At 73.6% G+C, this 19,049-nt stretch carries 18 protein-coding genes; 10 read left to right on the top strand and 8 right to left on the bottom strand.

Annotated elements, in window-relative coordinates; translation table 11 throughout:
• Positions 1–254: substrate-binding domain-containing protein (locus J2S41_RS39780; RefSeq protein ID WP_310376200.1), on the top strand; the 254-nt coding region annotated here is incomplete at its 5' end.
• Positions 255–294: 40 nt separating this feature from the next.
• Positions 295–1,410: a hypothetical protein gene (locus J2S41_RS39775; protein ID WP_310376198.1), complete on the top strand. Its 1,116-nt coding sequence runs from the start codon at positions 295–297 to the stop codon at positions 1,408–1,410.
• A gap of 10 nt (positions 1,411–1,420) precedes the next feature.
• Here the strand turns inward: J2S41_RS39775 and J2S41_RS39770 are convergent, their stop codons facing one another.
• Positions 1,421–2,941, bottom strand: a complete 1,521-nt coding sequence (locus tag J2S41_RS39770) for a trypsin-like serine protease (RefSeq protein WP_310376196.1) — start codon at positions 2,939–2,941, stop codon at positions 1,421–1,423.
• 120 nt (positions 2,942–3,061) lie between these two features.
• On the opposite strand from J2S41_RS39770, the gene J2S41_RS39765 reads away from it, so the two are divergent.
• Positions 3,062–3,721, top strand: coding sequence for a response regulator transcription factor (locus tag J2S41_RS39765; protein ID WP_310376194.1), 660 nt, complete (start codon positions 3,062–3,064; stop codon positions 3,719–3,721).
• Positions 3,721–4,791 carry a HAMP domain-containing sensor histidine kinase gene (locus J2S41_RS39760; protein ID WP_310376872.1) on the top strand — a complete coding sequence of 357 codons (1,071 nt, stop codon included), beginning with the start codon at positions 3,721–3,723 and terminating at the stop codon, positions 4,789–4,791. The genes J2S41_RS39765 and J2S41_RS39760 overlap by 1 nt, the downstream gene beginning before the upstream one ends.
• A gap of 6 nt (positions 4,792–4,797) precedes the next feature.
• Here the strand turns inward: J2S41_RS39760 and J2S41_RS39755 are convergent, their stop codons facing one another.
• Both J2S41_RS39755 and J2S41_RS39750 read right to left on the bottom strand, forming a co-directional pair.
• A complete protein-coding gene (locus tag J2S41_RS39755; protein WP_310376193.1) occupies positions 4,798–6,273 on the bottom strand; it encodes a metallophosphoesterase family protein in 1,476 nt (491 codons plus the stop codon).
• A gap of 21 nt (positions 6,274–6,294) precedes the next feature.
• Positions 6,295–7,521, bottom strand: coding sequence for a PQQ-dependent sugar dehydrogenase (locus tag J2S41_RS39750; protein ID WP_310376191.1), 1,227 nt, complete (start codon positions 7,519–7,521; stop codon positions 6,295–6,297).
• Positions 7,522–7,562: 41 nt separating this feature from the next.
• Here J2S41_RS39750 and J2S41_RS39745 point away from each other — a divergent pair, with 41 nt between their 5' ends.
• Positions 7,563–8,492 (top strand): 2-hydroxyacid dehydrogenase, encoded by a 930-nt coding sequence (locus tag J2S41_RS39745; RefSeq protein ID WP_310376189.1) that lies wholly within the window; start codon positions 7,563–7,565, stop codon positions 8,490–8,492.
• 311 nt (positions 8,493–8,803) lie between these two features.
• On the opposite strand, the gene J2S41_RS39740 is transcribed toward J2S41_RS39745, so the two are convergent.
• On the bottom strand, positions 8,804–9,484 hold the full coding sequence (locus tag J2S41_RS39740) for an esterase/lipase family protein (RefSeq protein ID WP_310376187.1): 681 nt from the start codon (positions 9,482–9,484) through the stop codon (positions 8,804–8,806).
• Between the two features lie 57 nt (positions 9,485–9,541).
• Positions 9,542–9,913 (bottom strand): PH domain-containing protein, encoded by a 372-nt coding sequence (locus tag J2S41_RS39735; protein WP_310376185.1) that lies wholly within the window; start codon positions 9,911–9,913, stop codon positions 9,542–9,544.
• A 130-nt stretch (positions 9,914–10,043) separates the two neighbouring features.
• Between J2S41_RS39735 and J2S41_RS39730 the strand changes: the two genes are divergently transcribed.
• The 5 genes from J2S41_RS39730 to J2S41_RS39710 all read left to right on the top strand — a co-directional run bounded on the left by J2S41_RS39730 (position 10,044) and on the right by J2S41_RS39710 (position 15,341).
• Positions 10,044–11,123, top strand: coding sequence for a WD40/YVTN/BNR-like repeat-containing protein (locus J2S41_RS39730; protein WP_310376183.1), 1,080 nt, complete (start codon positions 10,044–10,046; stop codon positions 11,121–11,123).
• Positions 11,123–11,401: a ubiquitin-like small modifier protein 1 gene (locus tag J2S41_RS39725; protein ID WP_310376181.1), complete on the top strand. Its 279-nt coding sequence runs from the start codon at positions 11,123–11,125 to the stop codon at positions 11,399–11,401. The genes J2S41_RS39730 and J2S41_RS39725 overlap by 1 nt, the downstream gene beginning before the upstream one ends.
• 157 nt (positions 11,402–11,558) lie before the next feature.
• The gene (locus tag J2S41_RS39720; protein WP_310376179.1) at positions 11,559–14,177 is read left to right on the top strand and encodes a putative bifunctional diguanylate cyclase/phosphodiesterase; all 2,619 of its coding nucleotides are present in this window, start codon (positions 11,559–11,561) and stop codon (positions 14,175–14,177) included.
• 196 nt (positions 14,178–14,373) lie between these two features.
• Positions 14,374–15,162, top strand: a complete 789-nt coding sequence (locus J2S41_RS39715; protein ID WP_310376178.1) for a DUF8817 family protein — start codon at positions 14,374–14,376, stop codon at positions 15,160–15,162.
• A gap of 32 nt (positions 15,163–15,194) precedes the next feature.
• Complete coding sequence (locus J2S41_RS39710; RefSeq protein WP_310376177.1) at positions 15,195–15,341, top strand: VOC family protein; 147 nt, start codon at positions 15,195–15,197, stop codon at positions 15,339–15,341.
• 76 nt (positions 15,342–15,417) lie between these two features.
• Here J2S41_RS39710 and gatB read toward each other — a convergent pair whose 3' ends face one another.
• From gatB to gatC, 3 genes are all read right to left on the bottom strand, one after another.
• On the bottom strand, positions 15,418–16,923 hold the full coding sequence (gatB, locus tag J2S41_RS39705) for an Asp-tRNA(Asn)/Glu-tRNA(Gln) amidotransferase subunit GatB (protein WP_310376175.1): 1,506 nt from the start codon (positions 16,921–16,923) through the stop codon (positions 15,418–15,420).
• 101 nt (positions 16,924–17,024) lie between these two features.
• Positions 17,025–18,500: an Asp-tRNA(Asn)/Glu-tRNA(Gln) amidotransferase subunit GatA gene (gene gatA, locus J2S41_RS39700; protein WP_310376173.1), complete on the bottom strand. Its 1,476-nt coding sequence runs from the start codon at positions 18,498–18,500 to the stop codon at positions 17,025–17,027.
• A 2-nt stretch (positions 18,501–18,502) separates the two neighbouring features.
• Positions 18,503–18,802, bottom strand: coding sequence for an Asp-tRNA(Asn)/Glu-tRNA(Gln) amidotransferase subunit GatC (gatC, locus tag J2S41_RS39695; protein ID WP_310376172.1), 300 nt, complete (start codon positions 18,800–18,802; stop codon positions 18,503–18,505).
• Between the last annotated feature and the right edge of the window lie 247 nt (positions 18,803–19,049).

Genomic DNA, 19,049 nt, shown 5'->3' with positions numbered 1-19,049 from the left:
CCGGGCTGTCCGTCGCGCAGGAGATGGGCCTGGCGGTGCCCGGTGACCTGTCCGTGGTGGCCTGGGACGACTCGCCGCTCTGCCGGCTGGTGCACCCCGCCCTCACGGCGCTGAGCAGGGACATCCCGGGGTACGGCGGGCGCGCGGCCCGGCTGCTGCTGGACGCGGTCGCGGGCGCGCGGGTGGCCCCGGCGCAGACCGAGACCGCGCACCTGACGCCCCGCGGAAGTACGGCACCGCCCCGTACCGGCTGAGGGCGTTCCCAGCGTGGATCACGATCCTTACGATGACCGGATGGGTTCGCAGAACTGGGATGGGCCCGAACAGCCGCCGTACCGGGACGACGCGGAGGCCACCGGGGAGAACCGGCCGCGACGGCGCGGCCCGTTCCCGCCGCGGATCATGCCGAAGTTCGGCGCGCCGCCGCCGGCACCGCCGCCCACCGGGTCCCCGGTCGTCGCCTCGCCACCACCGGCCCCGGTCGTGGACCCGCACCACGGGCACCGTCACACCGCCGGCGTGCCGCGCGCCTTCATCGTGCTGGCCGCGATCATCGCGGTCATCCTGCTCGGCATCTGCACCGCCACCGCGCTGCTGGACGAGGGCACGGAACTGCCGGCCGCCGCGGACGGGCAGGCCGGCCGGGTGGAGGGCGGCGGCGGGCTGATCGGCCGTCCCTCGCTCGACGCGATCGCGGCGGCCGGCGAGCGGCTGCGCCAGGGGCCGTACCAGGTGAGTTTCCGGTTCCAGCGGGCCACCTCGCTGATCCGCGCGGACGAGCCGACGCCGGTCCCGGCGCGCACGCTGACCTGGACCGGCGACCTGCGCAGCACCGGCGGCACCGACCCGTCCTGGGACGTGCGGTCCGTGGTGACCGCGCAGGGCTCGGACGGCGCGGACCTCGGCGTGGTGGACACGCTCACCGTGGTGGAGATCGGCGGCGTGCGCTACCTCGCGTCCGCGGCGCACGCCTCCGGCGACCGGCCGTGGACCGCCGCGGCCGGCCCGGACCGGAGCACGTACTGCTGGCCCGCCTCGGCGTTCCGGCTGGCCGACGGCGGTGTCACCGCGATCCCGCTGCCGGTGGTGGACCCGGCGGAGTTCCTGGACGTGGAGTCCGCGTCGGTCACGGCCGAGCCGCTGCCGGAGAACGCCACCCGGTACCTGCTGGTCCCCGGCATCACGCCCGGTGACCGGCTGGCCGCGGCGATCCGTGCGCTCGCCACGGCCACCGGCGTGGACCTGCCGGAGTACACGCTCGCGGTCACGCTGGCGGCGGACGCGTCGCTGACCGCGGTGGAGCTGACCGGCACCGGCACCGCGCACGGCACCGCGCTCGCCATGGCGGTCCACTCCCCCGGCGCCGAGGTGGTCATCGACGCGCCGCCGCCCGATCAGGTCGCCGGCTGACCGCCGTTCATCACCGCTCCGCCGCGGGGGCCGGCAGCGTGCAATCCGGCAGGGTCAGGTCCAGTACCGAACCCGTGGTCAGGCAGGCGGCCAGCATGGTGGTGCGCTGGCCGTACCGGCGGCCCTGCTCCACGCGGACCGTCCCGTCCGCGGCGACCTCGCACGGGTTGTTCTCGGTGCACTCCTCGCCGTCGTCGTTGCCCGTGCCGTGCACGCCCACGATCGTGCTGCCGTCCGCCAGCACCAGCGGCGCGCCCGAGTCGCCGTGCCTGGGACCGCACGCGGCGTCGTAGCGGTAGGCGTCGTCCTGCTGGTATCCGCCCTCCCGCAGCTGCGGGATCACGGCGTCGACCGTGCACTCGAACCGGTTGCCGGGGGCCACGACCGCCAGCCGGGTGCCGGGTGCCACGGGTGCCGTGGCGAGCGTGAAGACCTTCACGCCGAGCTCTGCGTACGTCCGGTCCAGCCGGTAGAGCGCGATGTCGGTGCCGGTCATGGTGGCGTAGAGCAGCCGGGACGTGCCGGCGCTGGCGCGGTGGTACCCCTGCCGGTCCAGGATGCGGACGGTCTGCACGTCCGGCTGGTCGACGACCGCGGTGCCCGGGGCCGGGCGTGGGCTGACGCAGTGCCCGTTCGTCAGCAGCAGCGCGGGGTCGTCGGGCGACGAGGTCGCGGTCCGGACCACCGAGCCCGAGCAGTTGCCGACCTCCGCGGCGCCCTCCAGGTCGGGGATCGGGCTGTCCTCCGGCACCGCGGTCCCGTCGATGATCCCCTGCATCCAGCTCAGGTAGAAGTCCACGGCCGTGTAGATGACGGGCTGATCGTCGCCGTTGGCACCGGCGACGGTGCCGACGACGGTCCAGCCCTCGCCGGTACGGACGAGCGCGGGGCCGCCGGAGTCCATGTTGGTGGCGGCGACGCTGCCGTCCAAGCTGCCGATGCAGAGCTCGCGGTGCTCGAAGATCGAGGACGCCGCGCACTCATTCGCCGGCTGGATCACGGTGTCGGCCTCGTGCAGCCGATCGGGAAAGCACTGCGGTTCCCGCTCCGCGCAGATCTGGCCCCAGCCCATGATGCGCACGGGCGTGCCGTCCGCGGGCCGGGCCGCGGGCAGCGCCGCGGGTGCGGCGTCGACCGGACGTGCCAGGCGCAGCAGCGCGATGTCGCCGTTGGTGATGGGATAGCGGTGGAAGGTGTAGAACTTCTCGACCGCCACCACCTGCCCGCCCGAGGACGCGCTGACCGAGCCGAACCGGACCGTCCAGTTCGGCGGTGTGCCGACCTGTGCGCCACCCCAGTTGCGGGCGCAGTGGCCGGCGGTCACCGCCCAGAGCGGTGCGATGAGCGTGACGCCGCAGACGTGGCCGTCGGCGCGCGGCGATTCGGGGCGCTGCAGCGAGCCCGCGAACGAGTAGGGCTGCGTGGCCTCCTGCCCGCCGCGGATGGCCGAGGCCTGCGTGGCGACGAGGACTGCCGCCGCGACGGCCGCGCCGGTGACGACAGCCGTCCAAAGTGTACGAAGGCGATTCATGGCGGACATGCTGCGCGGGTGCCCGTACCGGGAGCGCCGGTGTTGTCCTTATGGCACTTTTATGCGCGCTGTGTCAGCGTTGTGCCGGTGTGGTCGTCGCACGGTGGGAGGACACGGGCGGTGCGGGTGCTGTTGGCGGACGACGAACCGGTGCTGGCCGGCATGCTGGCCGAGGGTCTGCGCCGGTTCTCGATGGCCGTGGACGTCGTCCACGACGGCGACAGCGCGCTGGAACGGCTCGGCGTCAACCGCTACGACGTGGCCGTCCTCGACCGGGACATGCCGGGCCGCACCGGCGACGAGGTGTGCCGGGCGATCACCGCGTCGGCGGCCGGCACCCGGGTGCTGATGCTGACCGCCGCCTCCGGGATTCGCGACCGGGTCGAGGGACTCGGCCTCGGCGCCGACGACTACCTGACCAAGCCGTTCGCGTTCGCCGAGCTGATCGCACGGGTGCAGGCGCTGGCCCGGCGATCGGCGCCGGCCCTGCCGCCGGTGCTGGAGCAGGACGGCGTCGTGCTGGACGTCTCCCGGCACACCGCGTCCCGGGACGGCCTGCTCCTCGCGCTGTCACCGAAGGAGTTCGCGGTCCTGCACGCGCTGCTGCGGGCCGGTGGCCGCGTGGTGAGCGCGGAGGAGCTGCTCGAACAGGCGTGGGACGAGCACACCGACCCATTCACCAACACGGTACGCACGACCGTGATGACGCTCCGCCGCAAGCTCGGTGATCCGCCGTTGATCCACACCGTGGTCCGGGTCGGCTACCGGCTCGGCACGTGATGCCGGCCCGGCGGACGCTGCTGCTCTGCGCGGCCGTCCTGGTCGTGGCGCAGTTCGCGCCGGCGCTCGCGGACGAGGTGGGCGCGCTGTGGTGGGAGTTCGGGCCGGGCTGGTGCGAGCTCTCGTACCCCGAGGTGGGCGGGGACTCCTCGTTCCTGTGCGTACAGCTCTTCCGCCGGCCCAGCATCGGCCCGGGGATCGCGCTGACCCTGGTGCTCCTCGCGCTGCTGGGAGCGTGCCTGCCGGCGGTGCGGTGGTGCCTGCGCCCGCTGCGCGATCTGGTGCCGGCGATCGAGCGGGTCGGCCCGCAGAACCTCGGGCACCGGCTGCGTCTCGGCCCCGGCCGCGACGAACTGGCCCGGCTCGGCCGGGCGATCGACCACATGATGGACCGCGTCGCGGTGGGCTACGAGGCGCAGCGCCGGTTCGCCGCCGACGCCTCGCACGAATTGCGCACCCCGCTCGCGGTGCAGCGGGTGCTGGTCGAGGTCGGCATGACCGGCGAGCGGACCGACGAGCAACTCGCGCTGCTCGCCGAACAGCTCCTGGAGGCGAACGAACGCAACGAGCGGCTGATCGAGGGACTGATCGTGCTCGCCGAGAGCGACCGCGGCCTGGTGTCACGGACGTCGCTGCGGCTCGACGACATCGTCGCGGAGGTCGTCGACGCCCACCGGGACCGCGCCGCCGAAGTCGGCCTCACGATCACCTGCTCGCTGCGGCCCCGGGTGGTGGCGGGCGAACGGGTGCTGCTGGAACGCCTCGTCGCGAACCTGGTGCAGAACGCGATCAAGTACAACCGGGCGGACGGCACCATCGACGTCCGGGTCGGCGGCGAGCCCGCGCTGACCGTCGTCAACACCGGTTACGACATCCCGCCGGAGTCGGTGCCCGGGCTGTTCGAGCCGTTTCGCCGGCTGTCCGGGAGCCGCCTGAACCACCGGTCCGGCGCCGGGCTGGGGCTCACGATCGCCCGCTCCATCGCACGCGCCCACGACGGCGGCATCACGGCCGCGCCGCACGGCCACGACGGGCTGAGCGTCCACGTGTCCTTCCCGGAGGCTCTTTGATCGTCGCTAGGAGCCCGTGGGGGACGGCAGGGCCGGGGTCGGCCGGGGCTCGACCGTGTCGCCGATCAGGTGGCGTTCCAGCGTGACCTGGGACTGGCCGGTGCCGCCGACCCGGATGTCGTCGTAGGCCTGCAGCGCCTTGGTCTCGTCGAAGTAGAGCACGGAGAGCGCGAGCGGGACCGGCTCCTCCGACTCCAGGCCGCGCAGCCCGGCACCGCCGCTGGACCCCTGCGTCATCAGCAGCGTGGGCAGGCCCGGCTCGAGCTCGCGGACCTCGCGGTTGTGGGTGTGCCCGGCCAGCACGACCGCCACGTCGCCGGCGAGCGGGCCGGCCATCTTCGGGTCGTGGACCAGGCCGATCTGCACCGGGCGGCCGGCGGCCTCCACGGTCGCGTCCAGCCGGGCGCCGGTGGCGGCGAGCCGGGCCTGCTCCTCCTCGGTGGTCTCCCGGCCGGCGGTCTCCTTGTCCGGCGTGAACCGGGGGTCGCCGATCCCGGCGACGGTCAGGCCGGCCACGTCCGCGACCTGGTTGTCGAGCACCACCGCGTTCTCCTGCCCGGCCACCGCGGCCTGGGTGGGCGTGGAGTCGTGGTTGCCGCGGATGTAGACGTACGGGACACCGAGCAGGCCGATCGAGGCCACGTAGGAGGCCTCGGGCTCGCTCCCCCAGTCCGTGATGTCGCCGGTGTCGATCACCGCGTCGATCCGGTACTGCTCCACGATCGTGCGGATCACCGGCCAGGCGGCCGGGTTCAGGTGCAGGTCGGAGACGTGCAGGATGCGGGTGGTGCCCTCCTGCGGCTCGTAGACCGGCAGCGTGGAGACCGTGGCGTAGATCCGGCTGACGTTGCCGACCAGGCGTTGCAACTGCTCCGCGTACTTGTTGTAGTCGCTGGCGATCTTCTGCACGTCACCGATCAGCGCGGGCGCGTTGACCAGCAGCCCCTCGTACCGCGGCTCCTCGATCGACTGCGGCCGGACGGTGAGCGCGCCGACGCCGAGCGCGCCGAGCACCAGCGCGAGCGCGGTCAGCCCGGACGCGGCGACCGGCCGGGCCCGGCGGTAGATCAGCGCGGCCAGGATCATGGCGGCCAGCATGGAGACCGCGGCGGCGCGGAAGCCGAGCCGCATCAGGCCGCGCTGGACGTCGCCGACCACGGATTGGGTGGCGCGGGTGATGCCGGTCGGGTCGTCGATCAGCGCCTCCACCCGGCCCTGGTCCAGTTCGCCGAGCTCGACCGTGAGCTGCGACGGGCCCTGGTGGGTGTCCAGGATCAGCGAGCCGAGCGGCGGGATGTTCACGGTCGTCTCGCCGGTCAGCGACGGGCCGACGGACAGCTCCGCCCGGAACGGGCCGATGTCCGCGTTCACCCGGCCGGCCAGCAGCAGGCCGAGCGCGACGCCGGTGACCGCCACGGCCAGGACGGCGAGCACGCTCCCGGCGCGGCGCGCGCGGCGCCCGGTGAACAGGCGGCGCACCATGTTCTTCCTCTTCTCTGTGCGTCAGCTCTTGCCGGCCCCGCCACCGGGGAACACCAGGCGCAGGATCCGGTCGTCGTCCGCGGCCGGCTTGCCCCGCCCGTCCGTGTTCGACGTGCTGACCCACAGCGACCCGTCCGGCGCCGCGACCACGGTGCGCAGCCGGCCGAACTGACCGGTCAGCACCTCGGACGGCCGGCCGAACACGGTGCCCTGCTCGGTCGTCTCCACCAGCCACAGCCGCTGGCCGCGCAGGCAGGCGGTGACCAGCGTGGTCTCCACCACGGCCAGGCCGGAGCAGGACGCCTCGTCGGCGGGCCAGGTGACCAGCGGATCCCGGTACTTCGGGTCCGGCGACGGCGGCGTGCCCTGCACGGCGGGCCAGCCGTAGTCCTTCCCCGGCTCGATCACGTTCAGCTCGTCGGTGCCGTCCTGGCCGTACTCCGTGGCGTACATCCGCTTGCCGGCGTCCCAGGCCAGGCCCTGCACGTTGCGGTGGCCCCGCGACCAGACCGGCGACGCCGGGTCCGGATTGCCCTCGGCCGGCGCGCCGTCCCGGGTGATCCGCAGGATCGCGCCGCCCAGGTTCTTCGGGTCCCGCGCGGCCTCGCCGTCGCCGCCGGTGCCGGCGTAGAGGAAGCCGTCCGGCCCGAACGCGAGCCGCCCGCCGCTGTGGAAACCGTCCCGCGGGATGCCGGTGACGATCGGCTCGGGCGCGAGTTTCGGCAGGTCGCCCGGGGTCGGGGTGGCCTCGGTGCCGGCCAGCGTGAGCCGGCCGATGCGGTTGTCGGACGGGGTCGTGTAGTACACGAACACGGTGTCGTCGTCCGCGAACTCCGGCGACACCGCGATGCCGAGCAGGCCGCCCTCGCCGCCCGGCTCGACCGCGTCGCTGAGGTCCGCGAGCGCGCGCACACGCAGCCCGGTGCGGTCGGACTCCGGCCCGACCTTCAGGATGCGGGCCGAGTCGCGCTCGGTGACCAGCGCGCCGCCGTCCGGGAGGAACGCCATGCCCCACGGCGCGTCGAGGCCCCGGGCCAGCACGGTCGCCGCCTGGTCGTCGTCACCGCCGCCGGCGCCGGTGGTCGCGCTCGCGCTGGGCGTGGGGAACCGCGGCGGCGAACCCGCCTCCTCCTCCGTGGGCGGGCCGAACGCGCACGCGGTCAGCAGCGGGAAGACCACCGCCCCGGCGAGCAGCGCGCGGGCGGTGGGTCGGCGGCGGGCTCGGGTCACGCGATCCAGAGTAGCCATCCTCCCTGAGCGTTCCGGGCAAGCCGGATAGGGTCGTCCCCGTGAAGGTGTGGGTTCCGCATGCGCACGGGGTCGAGCTGATGGGCGCGCTGCCCCCGGAGACGACCGTGGAGGTGCTGAGCGGGCCGGACGAGCCGATGCCGTCCGCGCCGGATGACGTGCGCTTCTGGGTGCCGCCGTTCCTGGCCGGGCAGGACGCCGCCGCACTGGCCGCGCGCTTCCCCAGGCTGGAGGTGGTGCAGCTGCTCAGCGCCGGCGCGGAGGTCTGGGCCGGCCGGCTGCCGGAGCACATCACGCTCTGCGACGCCCGCGGCGTGCACGACTCGTCCACGGCCGAGTGGGCGATGACCGCGATCCTCGGCCACCTGCGGAGCTTCCCGGCGTTCGCGCGGGCGCAGGCGCGCGGCGAGTGGGCGTACGCCGCGCACACCCCCACGGACGAGCTGGCCGGCAAGCGGGTGCTGATCGTCGGCGCCGGCTCGATCGGCACGGCGCTGGCCGCCCGGCTGCTGCCGTTCGAGGTGTCGGTCACGCTGGTCGCCCGCCGGGCCCGGCCGGACGAGGGCGTGCACGGCGTCGCCGAGCTGCCGTCGCTGCTGCCGGACGCGGACGTGGTGGTGCTGCTGGTGCCGCTGACCGACGCCACCCGGGGCCTCGCCGACGCCGCCTTCCTCGCCGCGATGCCGGACGGCGCGCTGCTGGTCAACGCGGCCCGCGGCCCGGTGGTGGACACGGCGGCGCTGCTGGCCGAGACGTCGTCCGGGCGGCTCGGCGCGGCGCTGGACGTCACCGACCCGGAGCCGCTGCCGGCCGATCACCCGCTCTGGGCGCTGCCGAACGTGCTGATCACCCCGCATGTCGGCGGGTCGGTGCACGGGCTGCACCGCCGGGCGTACGCGCTCGCGGGCGACCAGCTCCGCCGCTTCGCCAAGGGCGAGCCGCTGATCAACACGGTCGCGGACGGCTACTGACCGCGCGGCCGGTTCCCGGCCGCCGCGGCCTTTTCGGAAGTGGGCCGGGACCGGCTCCGACCGGCGGACCGGAGCGGAGCGCCAGCGGAGTCGGAGGGAAGCCGGAGGTTGGCCCGCGGGAGCATGCGGGGCCGGACCGGGCTGGGAGCGGGAATATCGGGGTCCGGGGTCGTCCCCGGAGCCGGCACAGCGCCCGCGGGAGCATGCGGGGCCGGACCGGGCTGGGAGCGGGAATATCGGGGTCCGGGGTCGTCCCCGGAACCGGCACAGCGCCCGCGGGCCGGACCCGGCCGGGAGCGGGAAGATGGGCTTCAGTCTTTGAGTTCGGTGATGATCTGGTCGGCGACGGAGTCGACGAGGCGGAACTCGGAGTGGCCGAGGCAGCCGGCGTCGGTGTTCTCGGCGCCGTCGAGCAGGGCGCTGGTGTGCGGGATGACGATCAGGTCGCATCGGGAGTAGAAGGTGCGGTAGTCGATGTCGCCGGGGGTCTCGTCGCCGGCGTTGAGTGCGCGCAGGAAGGCCGAGCCGGGGACCAGTTCGCGGCAGGCGGCGTCGAATCGGCAGATGGCGAAGATCCGGGCGCCGTGGTGCGGGGCGGAGAGCGAGACCAGGTCGTCGACGGTGCCGGTGCCGCCGAGGTTGCGGGCGTAGTAGCGGGCGACGAGCGCGCCCATGGAGTGGCCGATCAGGTCGACGCGGGCGGCGCCGTGCTCCCGGCGGACCTCGGCGACGAGGTCGGCGAGGCGGGCCGCGGTGGTGACGTTGGAGCGTCGGTAGTCGTAGCCGAACGGGTGGATGTCGGCGGCGTCGTACCCGGCGGCGATCAGGCGCCGGGTGAGCGGGCCCCAGGCGTCGGTGGAGCTGTTGTAGCCGTGGATGAGGATCACGGGTTCGGTGCCGTCCGCGGCCACGGCCGGGCTCGGGACGAGGGTGGCGAGCGTGGCGAGGAGCGCGGCGGCGACGGCGGGCAGCAGGCGGGTGCGGAGGCGCATGCCTCGGACGATATGACCGACCCGCCGTAGTCAGCGGCTTTTCGGAGAAATGCCCGATTACCCGATCTGCTGTTCGCCGGCCTTGAGCAGGTCGGGGATCGCGCGCGGCGGGACACCGGTCAGGCGGATCACGGTGCCGTCGCGCAGCAGTGCGAACACCCGGTCGCGGCCGCTGGGCGCGATCTCGGCGATCTGCGACCACGGTATGCGCCGGGTGCCGAGCAGCGCGCGGACACGCAGGCCCTGCGGCCCCGCGTCGGTGCCGGCCCGTGCCGCCCAGACCGCGACGGCGAGCGGGATCAGCGCGATGGACAGCAGCCACGGGTTCTCGGCCGCCACCGGCACGGCGCCGACCGTCGCGAGGCCGGCCGCGATCGCGATCGGCCCGGCCTGGCGGTATCGGATCACCGTGGACTTTCCGCTGCTCACCTCCGCATCCTCCCACCGCCGTCACCCGCTGGTGGACGGCGGGTACACCGGAATGTCGGACCCGCGGGGCATACTGACCGCCGAACGGTCATGAGCAGGACTTACCCGGCCTGGAGATCGAGGTATCGACATGACACGACTGCTGGCGATCGGCACGGAAAAGGGATTGTTCCTCGCGACCCACGACGGCGGCGGGTGGGACGTGAGCCCGCCGCACTTCACGGTGAAGTCGGTGTACGCGGTGGCCATCGACACGCGGGGCGGCGCGCCGCGGGTGCTGGTCGGCGCGTCCAGCGCGCACTGGGGCCCGAGCGTGGCGATCAGTTCCGACCTCGGCAAGACCTGGGAGGAGCCGGACGATCCGGCGATCACGTTCCCGGAGGACACCGGCGCGGCGCTGGAGCGGGTGTGGCAGCTCACGCCCGGGCCGGCCGGCCGCCCCGAGGTCGTCTACGCGGGCACCGAGCCGTCCGCGCTGTTCCGCTCGGAGGACGGCGGGCGCTCGTTCTCACTGGTCCGTGGGCTGTGGGACCACCCGCACCGGCCCACCTGGGAGCCGGGCGGCGGCGGCCAGGCGATCCACACGATCCTGCCCGACCCGCGCGACGACGGGCGCATGGTGGTGGCGATGTCCACCGGCGGCGTCTACCGCACGGCGGACGGCGGCGACACCTGGGCGCCGTCCAACGCCGGCATCAAGGCCGTGCACGTGCCGGACCCGTTCCCGGAGTACGGGCAGTGTGTCCACAAGGTGGCGCGGGACAACGTGGACCCGGACCGGTTCTACGCGCAGGTCCACCACGGCGTCTACCGGTCCGACGACGGCGCGGCGACCTGGGTGTCCATCGCCGATCCGCTGCCGGGCGACTTCGGCTTCCCGATGGTGGCGCACCCGTCCAGGCCGGGCACGATCTACAACTTCCCGATGATCGCGGACATGGACCGCTACCCGGCCGATCACCGGTGCCGCGTGTTCCGCTCCACGGACGCGGGCGCGTCGTGGGAGCCGCTGTCCGAGGGGCTGCCGACCGAGCCGTTCTACCCGTCCGTGCTGCGCGACGCCATGTGCGTGGACCAGGGCGACCCGGCCGGGGTCTACTTCGGCGCCAAGTCCGGCGAGGTGTTCGCCAGCCTGGACGAGGGCGACTCGTGGTCGCGGGTCGCGGCCCACCTGCCGACCGTGCTCTGTGTGCGGGCGGCGGTGATCTGATGGGGGCGGTGATCCTGCTGCCCGGCGTGCTCCGTCCCGAGGCGGCCGACGCGTCGCGGCTGGAGGTGTCCGCGCCCGGCACCGTCCGCGACGTGCTCACCGAGGTCGCCGAGCGGTGGCCGCGGCTGTCCAAGCGGCTGCGCGACGAGCGGGGCGAGCTTCGGCGGTACGTCAATCTCTACGTCGACGGTGAGGAGTGCCGGCGGGTGAAGGGGCTCGATACGCCGGTGCCGGACGGCGCCGAAATTCAGATCATTCCGTCCGTCGCGGGCGGGTGACGCACACCGGCCCGCGCTTACCCGGTAGGTTGAGGACCGGCCCGGCTACTGTGCCGTAACTCACCGAGGCAACAATCGTTGCTGATGGATAGGTGCGGCCGTGCCGTGGCGCGGCGGATCCACCCTTTCGCGTTCCCTCGGCGACAGGATCACCCCGGTGTCCACGTCCATTGTTCTGCCCGCGGCCGGCGCGCTGCTGCTCGCCGCCGGCCTCGCCGGTCTGCTCGGCGCGCCCGGCCTCACCGGGCTGCCCGCGCACGTCGCGGCCGGCGGGGCGATCGTGCTGGTCACCGTGCAGGCGGCGACCGCGCTGATCCGCCGGGCGCTGCAGATACACGCGGCCACCCGCACGTTCGGGCCGTGCCGCGGCGCCGGGCTGCTCGGCATGGGCGCGGTCACGGCCGGGGTGACCGTGCTCGCCGTGCTGGTCACCGGGCCGGGCGTGCGCGAGCACGTGGCGATGGGCGGGCTGGTCGCGGCCGCGCTGGTCTACCTGTCCGGGATCATTCTGATGCCGGGCGCGGCCACCACGATCCCGGCCCGGCTGCGGCGCGCGGTCGACGGCGCGGGCGTCGGCACCAGCCTGGCGTTCGCGGCGTACCTGATACCCGGCGAGCGGCCGATGCCACCGGCCGCGCTCGCCGCCACGCTGCTGGCCGCGGCCGCGCTCTCGGTCATCGTGATCACGGCGCTGCGGGTCACGACGTACCGGCCGGCCGCCTGGCTCTGCGGTGGCGGCGCCGTCACCGCGATCCTCGGGCTCGGCGGCGTCGTGCACTACGCGTACGAGCAGAACGCGTACGTGCTGCTCGGCTCCTCCGTGCTGGTCGCGGGCGGGCCGCTGGCCGCGGCGGCCGGCGCGCGGCTCACCGACGACGGGCCCACCCCCGCGCCGCCCGGCACGCCGGAGTCCGTGCTCACCGGATATCCGGTGCTCGCGGTGCCGATGCTGATAGCGCTCGGCAGCGCGATCTACCACGTGCTCACCGGCCACGAGTTCGACACCCGGTCCATACTGATCGGACTGTCGATCATCCCGTGCGTGGTGTTGCGCGAGATCCTCGCCGTGATCGACATCCGCCGGTACAGCCGGCGGCTCGCCGCGCAGGAGGCCCAGTTCCGGTCGCTGGTCTCCGGCGCCAACGACCTCACCCTGATGATCGGCGCCGACCTGGTCGTGCGCTGGCAGTCGCCGGCCGCGGCCCGGCTGTTCGGGCTCTCCGACGCGGAGGTGGTGGGCAACTCGTTCGCCGGGCTGCTGCACCCGGACGACCGGCCGGACGCGGTGTCCACGCTCCGCGGGGTGCTCGCCGCCGACGGCCGGCCCGCGGACCGGCCGCCGCTGATCACGGCGCGGCTGCGTGACGGGTACGGCGCCTGGCGCGACACCGAGTCGACGATCAGCGACCAGCGGGACGTGCCGGAGGTGAACGCGCTGGTCGTGCACGTGCGTGACGTCGGCGACCGCACGGCGCTGGAGCGGCGGCTGCATGAGGTGGCGTATACCGACCAGCTCACCGGCCTGCCGAACCGGCGCGAGATCATGCGTACGCTGGCCGCGCAGCGGGCGGTGGACGGGCACACCGGCGCGCTGCTCGTCATCGAGCTGCTCGGCATCGCGAACATCAGCGACCAGCGCGGGCGGGAGATCGCGGACGCGCTGCTGATCGAGGCGGGCCGGCGGATGCGGACCGTGCTCACGCCGGACGACCTGCCCGGGCGGCTCGGCGGCGGCGAGTTCGCGGTGCTGACCGTGCAGGGGCCGGTCCTGGCGTACGCGCTGGGCACCCGGCTGCTGACCGTGCTCACCCGGCCGTACCACTTGCCCGGCACGATCGTCGACCTGCACGTGAGCGTGGGCCTGGCCGAGGTCAGCGCGTCCTCCAGCAGCATCGACGAGGTGCTGCACCGGGCCGACCTGGCGCGCCGCCGCGCCCGCCAGCAGGGCCCGGACCGGATCGAGTGGTACGACTCGTTCCTGGAGGAGCAGCTCGTCCGCCGGATGGACGTGGAGCGGGAGATCGTCGGCGTCACCGACCGCCGCGAGCTGGACCTGGTCTACCAGCCGATCCTGTCGCTGCCCGACCGCACCACGGCCGGCGTCGAGGCGCTGCTGCGCTGGCGGAACCCGGCGCTCGGCACGGTCCACCCCGGTGAGCTGCTGCCGGTCGCGGAGGACCTGGGTGTGATGCCGGAGATCGGTACGTGGGTGCTGTCCACCGCGCTGCGCCAGCTCGCCGACTGGACCGTCACGCATCCCGCGCTCACGCTCACCGTCAACGTGTCCCCGCGTGAGCTGGCCGTGCCGGACTTCGTGCACCGGGTCGCCGCCATGCTGAACGCGCACGGCATCGCGCCGGAGCGGCTGTGCATGGAGGTCGCGGAGGACCGGATCCCGCACGACATGCCGGCCGTGGTCACCCAGTTCGCGAAGCTGCGGGCGCTGGGCGTGCGCACCGCGATCGACGACTTCGGCGCGGGGCAGGCGTCGCTGGCGCAGCTGCGCCGGATGCCGGTGGACATGCTGAAGGTGGACGGGGAGCTGATCTCACGCCCGATCGACCCGGAGTCCGGCGGGCAGCCGCTGATCGACGTGATCGTGGGGCTGGGGCGGCGGCTCGGCCTGGAGATCGTGGCGGAGCGCCTGGAAACGACGGAGCAGGTGCGTGAGGCGGTGCGGGCGGGGCTGGGGCGCGGGCAGGGCTTCCGGCTGTCGCGGCCGGCGCCGGCGGAGCGGGTCGAGGCGTTTCTGACGGAGCCGACGACGCTGTCCTGAGCCGTTCGATCTTCGTTCGCCGCCGGCCTCGGCTCCATCCGCGACCACGTCGGATGGCGGGCTGACCTTTCCCGGCGGTGGTGGCGCTGCGCGGGACCTCCTTCCCGCGTGGCCGTATCGGCCGATCGGGTGGCGTGCAGCGATGATCGGCTATATCCATGTGCGACGGGTGCGCCACGACGCCTAGGAAGGGGGCATGGCCAATGAGATGACCGTTCCACTGCTGCCCTGCGCGTCCATCGACGAGATCGAGGCCTTCTACCGGGTGCTCGGCTTCGGCACCACGTATCACCAGCGCAAGCCGAATCCGTACGTGGCGCTGCAGCGTGAGGACCTGCGGCTGAACTTCTTCGAGATCGCCGGGTTCGATCCGGAGCAGTCCTACGGCTCCTGTCTCGTGATCACCTCGGACGTCGCGGAATTGCACCGGGCGTTCAGCGCCGGGATGCGCGCGGCGTACGGCAAGGTGCTGGTGTCCGGGGTGCCGAGGATGACCCGGCCGAGGGCGCGCAAGAACGCCGACGGGGTGAGCGGGTTCTGCGTGATCGACCCGGGCGGCAACTGGATCCGGGTGTTTCCCGCCCCCGCCGCGTCGCCCGCGCCGGCGTCCTCACCGGTGTCCTCCCCGGCGTCCTCGCCGGTGTCCTCCCCGGTGTCCTCGCCGGCGTCCGAGCGCGTCGCGGCTGCCGGGCGGGTTGCCGCGGCGCTCGCCAACGCGGTCGTGCTCGCGGACTCCAAGGGTGACGTCCGGCAGGCGGTCCGCGTCCTCGACAGCGCGCTGGCCCGGCCGGAAGCCGATGATGACCCGGTCACGCACGTGGAGGTGCTGGTGTACCGCGCGGAGTTGGCGATGGTGCTCCAGGACCGGGAGACCGCGACCGACATGCTGGCCCGGGCCGAGCGCATCGCGCTCGACGCGGACGAGACCGGCAGAGCGGCCTCGGCCCTCGAGAACGCGGCCGACCTGAGGGTGGCACTGGGCTGAGGCCCGGTCCGGGCCGGCGTTACCGTCCACCGATGAGCGTGCGCTTTCAGATCGTCATCGACTGTGCCGACCCGGTCCGGCAGGCCGCCTTCTGGACCGGGACGCTCGGCTACGTGCCGGAACCGGCGCCCGCGGGGCACGCGACGTGGAAGGAGGGCAACGAGTTCCGCGTGGCGTGAAACCGGGTGCCGGCCGCGCGGGGCCCGGGAACTCGGCGTGGGCCCGGCCGGGAGAGGCCGGCCGGGCCGGTGGACGTCAGCCCTCGACGCCGAGGCGGGACAGGATCAGCTCGCGGACGGTCTTGGCGTCGGCCTGGCCGCGCGTGGCCTTCATGACCGCGCCGACGAGCGCGCCGGCCGCGGCCACCTTGCCGTCGCGGATCTTCGCGGCCACGTCGGGGTTCGCGGCGATGGCCTCGTCGACGGCGGTGGTGAGCGCGCCGGTGTCGGAGACGACCTCCAGGCCGCGGGCGGTCATGATCTCGCGCGGCGAGCCCTCGCCGGCGACGACGCCCTCCAGCACCGAGCGGGCCAGCTTGTCGTTGAGCTTGCCCTCGTCGACCAACTGCTGCAGCTCCGCCACCTGCGCGGGCGTGGCGCCGACCGCGGACAGCTCGATGCCCTCCTCGTTCGCGCGCCGGGCCAGCTCGCCGAGCCACCACTTGCGCGCGCCCGCGGCGGTCGCGCCGGCCGCGATCGTGGCCTCGATCAGCTCGACCGCGCCCGCGTTGACCACGGACTGCATGTCCAGGTCGGTCAGGCCCCACTCGTCCTGGAGCCGCTTGCGGTGCACGCGGGGCGGCTCGGGCAGCGCGGCCTTGAGCTCGGCGACCCAGGCCGGGTCCGGCGCCATCGGCACCAGGTCGGGCTCCGGGAAGTACCGGTAGTCGGTCGCCTCCTCCTTGGACCGGCCGGGACGGGTGTCGCCGGTGTCCTCCTGGAAGTGCCGGGTCTCCTGCAGGATGCGGCCGCCCCCGTCGAGCACGGACGCCTGCCGGATCATCTCGGCGCGGACCGCGCGCTCGACCGAGCGCAGCGAGTTCACGTTCTTCGTCTCGGTGCGCGTGCCCCACTCGGTTCCGCCGGCGGGCATCAGCGACGTGTTCACGTCGCAGCGCAGCGAGCCCTGCTCCATCCGGACGTCGGAGACGTTCAGCGAGCGGATGATGTCGCGCAGCTCGGTCACGTACGCGCGCGCGACCAGCGGGGCCTTGGCCCCGGTGCCCGGGATCGGCTTGGTCACGATCTCGACCAGCGGGATGCCGGCCCGGTTGTAGTCCACCAGCGACTCGGTGGCGCCGTGGATGCGCCCGGTGGCGCCACCCACGTGCAGCGTCTTGCCGGTGTCCTCCTCCAGGTGCACGCGCTCGATGCCGATGCGCACCATCTCGCCGTCCACCTCGACGTCGAGGTAGCCGTCGACGCACAGCGGCTCGTCGTACTGGCTGGTCTGGAAGTTCTTCGGCATGTCCGGGTAGAAGTAGTTCTTCCGGGCGAACCGGCACCACTCGGCGATCGAGCAGTTGAGCGCGAGCCCGATCCGGATGGTCGCCTCGATCGCGGCGCGGTTCGGGACCGGCAGCGAGCCGGGCAGTCCGAGGCAGACCGGGCAGACCTGCGTGTTGGGCTCCGCGCCGAACTCGGTCGGGCACCCGCAGAACATCTTCGTGTTCGTCCCGAGCTCGACGTGCGTCTCCAGGCCGATCACCGGCTCGTAGCGCGCGACGACGTCGTCGTACGGCGGCAGCACGGTCGTGGTCATGAACTTCTCCCGGGTTTATTCAGGCTTCCGCGACGATCAAGATCAATAAGCGGCGGGGGTACGGCGGGAGCCGCTGACCGGCCCCCGCCGCATCACCGGCGTTACAGTGCCGGCGGCGTGAGCACGCCGACCGTGGACTCCAGCGCGGCCGCGACCCGGTACATCCGGTCGTCGGCCATGGTCGGCGCCATGATCTGCAGGCCGACCGGCAGGCCCTCGGACAGGCCGCACGGCACCGAGATGGCCGGGCCGCCGTACAGGTTCGTCGGGATCGTGAACAGGTCGGCCAGGTACATCTGGTACGGGTCGCCGGTGCGCGAGCCGAACGGGAACGCCACGAACGGCGTGGTCGGCGACACGAGCACGTCGACCTGCTCGAACGCGGTCGTGAAGTCGCGCGTGATGAGCGTGCGCACCTTCTGCGCCTGGCCGTAGTAGGCGTCGTAGTAGCCGGACGACAGCGCGTACGTACCCAGGATGATCCGGCGCTTGACCTCGGGGCCGAAGCCGGCCTCCCGGGTCAGCGACATGACCTCCTCCAGCGAGTGCTTCCCGTCGTCGCCGGTGCGCAGGCCGAACCGGACGCCGTCGAACCGGGCCAGGTTCGACGAGCACTCGCTCGGCGCGATCAGATAGTAGGCGGGCAGCGCGTACTGGAAGTGCGGGCAGGAGATCTCCACGACCTCCGCGCCGAGCTTGGTCAGCGCCTCGATCGAATCCCGGTACGCCGCCATCACGCCCGGCTCCGCGCCCTCGCCGTTGAACTCGGTGACCAGGCCGATCCGCACGCCGGTCAGGTCACCGGTCGCGCCGAGCCTCGCGGCGGCGACCACGTCCGGGACCGGCTGCGGGATGGACGTCGAGTCGCGCGGGTCGTGGCCGGCGATGACCGAGTGCAGCAGCGCCGCGTCGTGCACGGTGCGCGCACACGGGCCCGGCGTGTCCAGCGAGGACGAGAACGCGATCAGGCCGTACCGGGACGTACCGCCGTAGGTGGGCTTGGCGCCGACGGTGCCGGTCACCGCGCCCGGCTGCCGGATCGAGCCGCCGGTGTCCGTACCGATGGCCAGGGGCGCCTCATACGCGGCGATCGCCGCCGCACTGCCGCCGCCGGAACCGCCGGGGATGCGGCCGAGGTCCCACGGGTTGTTGGTCGGGCCGTAGGCCGAGTACTCCGTGGACGAGCCCATCGCGAACTCGTCCATGTTGGTCTTGCCGAGCATCACGGTGCCGGCGGCGCGCAGCCGCTCGACGATCGTGGCGTCGTACGGCGGGCGCCACCCCTGGAGGATCTTGGAGGCCGCGGTGGTCGGCACGCCCTTGGTGGCGAGCACGTCCTTGACCGCGACCGGGACGCCGGCCAGCGGCCCGAGCTCCTCGCCGTTCGCGCGCCGCGCGTCCACGTCCCGGGCGGCGGCGAGCGCGCCCTCCGTGTCGACGTGCAGGAACGCGTGCACGCGCTCGTCGACCGCGGCGATCCGGTCCAGGTGCGCCTGGGCGACCTCGACCGCGGAGACGTCGCCGGACGCGATCGTGGCGGCCAGTTCGGCCGCGGTCAGCTTGGTGAGATCCGACATGCTCAGGCCTCCTCGTCCAGAATTCGCGGAACGCGGAAGCGCCCGTCCTCGGCGTCGGGGGCGCCGGAGAGCGCGGCCTCCTGCGACAGCCCCGGCACGACGACGTCGTCCCGGAACACGTTGGTCAGCGGCACCGAGTGCGAGGTCGGCGGGATGTCCGCGGCGGCGACCTCGCCCACCCGGGCGACCGACTGCAGGATCACGTCGAGCTGGCCGGCGAAGGTGTCCAGCTCCTGCTCCGTCACGGCGAGCCGCGACAGGCGCGCCAGGTGCGCGACCTCCTCGCGGGAGATGGCGGCCATGGGATTGCCCCCTTGGTGAATTCGCTCTTCGGGTGACCTGGGACCGGCGATCGCGCTGGGCAGGCCAGACGTGAGCGCAGCGTCGCACGGGTCGGTGACCTGTGCGAGTCTATTTGTCACCCTCGGCACCGGCCCGGGCGACTCCCCGGATCGCCCGATTGGCGTCGTCGAGGCCTTCCAGAGGGCTCTCCGATCGGCTCTCCGGCACCCCCTCGGGCGGAAGACCACGCCGATTGGTACGGCGGTT

This window comes from Catenuloplanes atrovinosus (genome assembly GCF_031458235.1).
Lineage (GTDB): Bacteria > Actinomycetota > Actinomycetes > Mycobacteriales > Micromonosporaceae > Catenuloplanes > Catenuloplanes atrovinosus.
Note: the sequence above shows the minus strand (reverse complement) of the source record. Positions and strands in the feature narration are given on the sequence as shown.